We start from the raw sequence: 3,310 nt of genomic DNA on the forward strand, positions 1-3,310 counted from the left end.
GCTTTACGTTGGGCAATAAAATGGCTGGTGAATGAGCGATTTGGCGCTATAATCAGAACATGAGCACGATTGTTGAATTAGAACGTGAAGTTATGCAGCTACCTGAAGATCAGCGGGTTGCGTTACTTAATCGTGTCCTTAAAGTGTCGGAGCCCTCAAGAGCTAGCGATATTCAAGACCTCTGGGATGATGAGATTGCTCGGCGTATCGAACGACTTGATAAAGGGGTGACTCAGACGATACCAGCATCCGAGGTTTTTCGTGAATTAGACCAGCGATTGGCATGATGACTGTTGATTTGACACCCGAAGCAAAGGGTGACCTATTTGATGCCGTAGATTATTACGAAAGCAAAGAGCTCGGGCTTGGCAAGCGTCTGAGAGACGAAGTCGCGTCTATGCTCGGTACAATTGCCTCAGCTCCCTATTTGTGGCGTGAGCGCGAATCAGGATATCGAAGGGTTAATTGTCCAGTTTTCCCGTATTATGTAGCTTACGTAATTCGTGATTGTAAGATCGTGGTTGTAGCCATTGCTGCCAGTCGGCGCAAACCAGGTTATTGGCAAAGTCGAATGAAAACAAAATAGGCCCAACAAGTCGCAGCACCCGACAGCTAGTAGCTGTCGAGTTTGCGACTGGTAACCTTTTTACGACATTGTATCTATAATTCGCATATCGACGCCTGATCGCTGCCGGTGTGCTTTACGTTCTGCAAAAAAACTCAGCACTTCCAGAAAGGTTGATAATTCTGAATCGGCTCGAAGGATGAAACCATAAGTTTGATTACTCAGGTTATTCATCGGCTTTCCTTGTAAGGCACACGAATTCGGGTGTCACGTTTCATGAACTGTGAGCAAGAAAGGTTGATTCCGAGTCGCTCTTGAAAGCAACCAGAAAAGCGGGGGAAACTAATCGGCAGAACAAGTCGCAGCACCCGACAGCTAGTAGCTGTCGAGTTTGCGACAGGTAACCTTTTTACGACATTGTATCTATAATTCGCATATCAGCGCATGATCGCTGCCGGTGTGCTTTACGTTCTGCAAAAAAAACTCAGCACTTCCAGAAAGGTTGATTATTCCGAATCGGCTCGAAGGATGAAACCATAAGTTTGTTCGCTCAGTGGAATCATTGGTTTTCTCCGCAAGGCACACGAATTCGGGTGTCACGTTCCATAAGTTGTGAGCAAGAAAGGTTGATTCCGAGTCGCACTTGAAAGGAACCAGAAAAGCGGGGGAAACTAATCGGCAGAACAAGTCGCAGCACCCGACAGCTAGTAGCTGTCGAGTTTGCGACAGGTAACCTTTTTACGACATTGTATCTATAATTCGCATATCAGCGCATGATCGCTGCCGGTGTGCTTTACGTTCGCTAAAAAAATGAGAACCTCACTAATTACATTACTACTATTGGTTACTATGCTTCCTAGCATTGCCGGGGAGGCTCTTGGTGTCAAATATGATGAATTATATTTGGTCAGGCTTAAGAATTCGTCAAAAGTAGTTTCTCATCATGATTTTTTTACAGCTGAAGGAAAGCCGTCCCCAATAGTGTTGGAATCTCTCAAGGTTAACTCAAGGTGGCACAAGAAAGTAGATACGCTATTTCATTCCGATCAGGACTTCGATAACGGTAATAATGATTGCCTATTACAGCTGTTTTCATTTGTTTTCTATAATGAAGGTAAGATTGTCATGTCTATCACCCCCAACTTATTGGGATCTGACTTATATGTGTCAGACCGCAAAATTGACGATTTTAGGAGCTTTTCTGAAAAGCAAATGAAGGAGTTTCTTGAAGTTGTTTTCCTTTCAATACGCAGACAAGCTGAAAGAGCGGTATTGCCTATAAACAAAGTGAGCGAACAAGTCGCTGCACCCGACCACTAGTAGCTGACTGGTCAGGTTTTGTTTCTGTTCCTCAAAAGGAAATCTATTAATCCGTTCATCTGCCATTTCATCGTGGCGGGTGAGCTTTACGTTCGATATAAAATGAAGAAGACAACATTGAAACGTGTGACTTGGGGAGTCATCGTTTTGTATTTCTTTAGCTATCTCATACTTACTTTGAATGGTCATTATGCAGCTACAGCACGAGGCCTTATAGTCCTCAAAGATGGTTCGAATGCTCTTGTGCCGAAGTATGGCTATTATTGGTTTCTTCCTGGTGATTATGATTGCCTCATGAATAGGGGGTATAGCGTCGTTGGTATAGTGTATTTTCCATTGCTATATTTGGATCGAATACTATGGCACTCAGATGAAAAAGTGGAGTCCATGAGATATCCAATTAGGGGGTACTTTGACTACCATACCGAAGAGTTTCGCGATATTCCTTAATAATAAATTGATCGAACAAGTCGCAGCACCCGACAGCTAGTAGCTGTCGAGTTTGCGACAGGTAATCCTTTTACGTCATTGTATCTTTAATTCGCATATTGGTGCCTGATCGCTGCCGGTGTGCTTTACGTTCGGCAAAAATAGATCCGAGTTTAGGTTTGTTTGATCTGACAACGGTGATTCGTATAGCCCAGACAGATGGGTTCCGAATCGGCAAATCCTCTGAAAAAACAAAACAAGCCGAACAAGTCGAAGCACCCGACAGATAGTAGCTGATCAGCCAGATTTTTCTGGTGACTTAAACCACTCACACACAGTAAAGTATCCGCCCACTATCTGCGGGTGTTCTTTACGTTCGGCAAAAAATGAACATATATCTCACTATCAATGATGTTCGTTCTCGCTCAACATCAAGGTATGATATTGAGCAATGGGGAGGCCGTTTGCTGGGATGCTATGAAGTTTATATCTCTCTGGATGGAATAGATTATTGTTTCAAGTGGGTGATGGCCGGTGACAGCGTGAATAAGCCATGCCCAGAAGCTTATGATGAAGATGATGGTTACGATCTATTTCTCAAAAGTTTGTGGGATAAAGGACGACATAGTGTCATGAGACCATTTATGCGGCGATTTGAAGATGCTGTTTGCATGGCGATGCATAGTGTACATTCTAGAGGGGAAGAGCAGACTATTGATTTTCCCATTGTAATTAAACAAGCCGAACAAGGCGCTGCACCTAACCCCTAGTAGCTACCCAGTTTGGTTTTGCTACTGTTTATCAGAATTGAAACATTTAACCGTTTATCAGCCCTTTTATCGGGGTAGGTGAGCTATACGTTGGGCAAAAAATACATGACAAACTTACTCAAAATCCTTTGCATCTTCGTCGTGTTATTCAGCTCTTGCTCGAAGCATAAAAAGCCATCAGCGCCAGTCTCCAATGTTGCGAGATATGAATTGCAGCATATTGGGC

Annotated in this window: 4 protein-coding genes; all 4 read left to right on the forward strand. The window is 43.5% G+C overall.

All coding sequences use genetic code 11. The features are described from left to right. Nucleotides 1-59: 59 nt before the first annotated feature. The 4 genes from HW115_RS19430 to HW115_RS19445 all read left to right on the forward strand — a co-directional run bounded on the left by HW115_RS19430 (nt 60) and on the right by HW115_RS19445 (nt 3,084). The gene (locus HW115_RS19430; RefSeq protein ID WP_178935304.1) at nt 60-287 is read left to right on the forward strand and encodes an addiction module protein; all 228 of its coding nucleotides are present in this window, start codon (nt 60-62) and stop codon (nt 285-287) included. Beyond that, nucleotides 284-586 (forward strand): type II toxin-antitoxin system RelE/ParE family toxin, encoded by a 303-nt coding sequence (locus HW115_RS19435; protein ID WP_178935307.1) that lies wholly within the window; start codon nt 284-286, stop codon nt 584-586. Before HW115_RS19430 ends, HW115_RS19435 begins: the two co-directional genes overlap by 4 nt. An 828-nt stretch (nt 587-1,414) precedes the next feature. Then, entirely contained in the window at nt 1,415-1,885 is a 471-nt protein-coding gene (locus HW115_RS19440) for a hypothetical protein (RefSeq protein WP_178935309.1), read from the forward strand. An 815-nt stretch (nt 1,886-2,700) separates the two neighbouring features. Then, complete coding sequence (locus tag HW115_RS19445) at nt 2,701-3,084, forward strand: hypothetical protein (RefSeq protein WP_178935311.1); 384 nt, start codon at nt 2,701-2,703, stop codon at nt 3,082-3,084. Nucleotides 3,085-3,310: the final 226 nt, after the last annotated feature.

Source organism: Oceaniferula marina (assembly GCF_013391475.1).
Taxonomy (GTDB): domain Bacteria; phylum Verrucomicrobiota; class Verrucomicrobiia; order Verrucomicrobiales; family Akkermansiaceae; genus Oceaniferula; species Oceaniferula marina.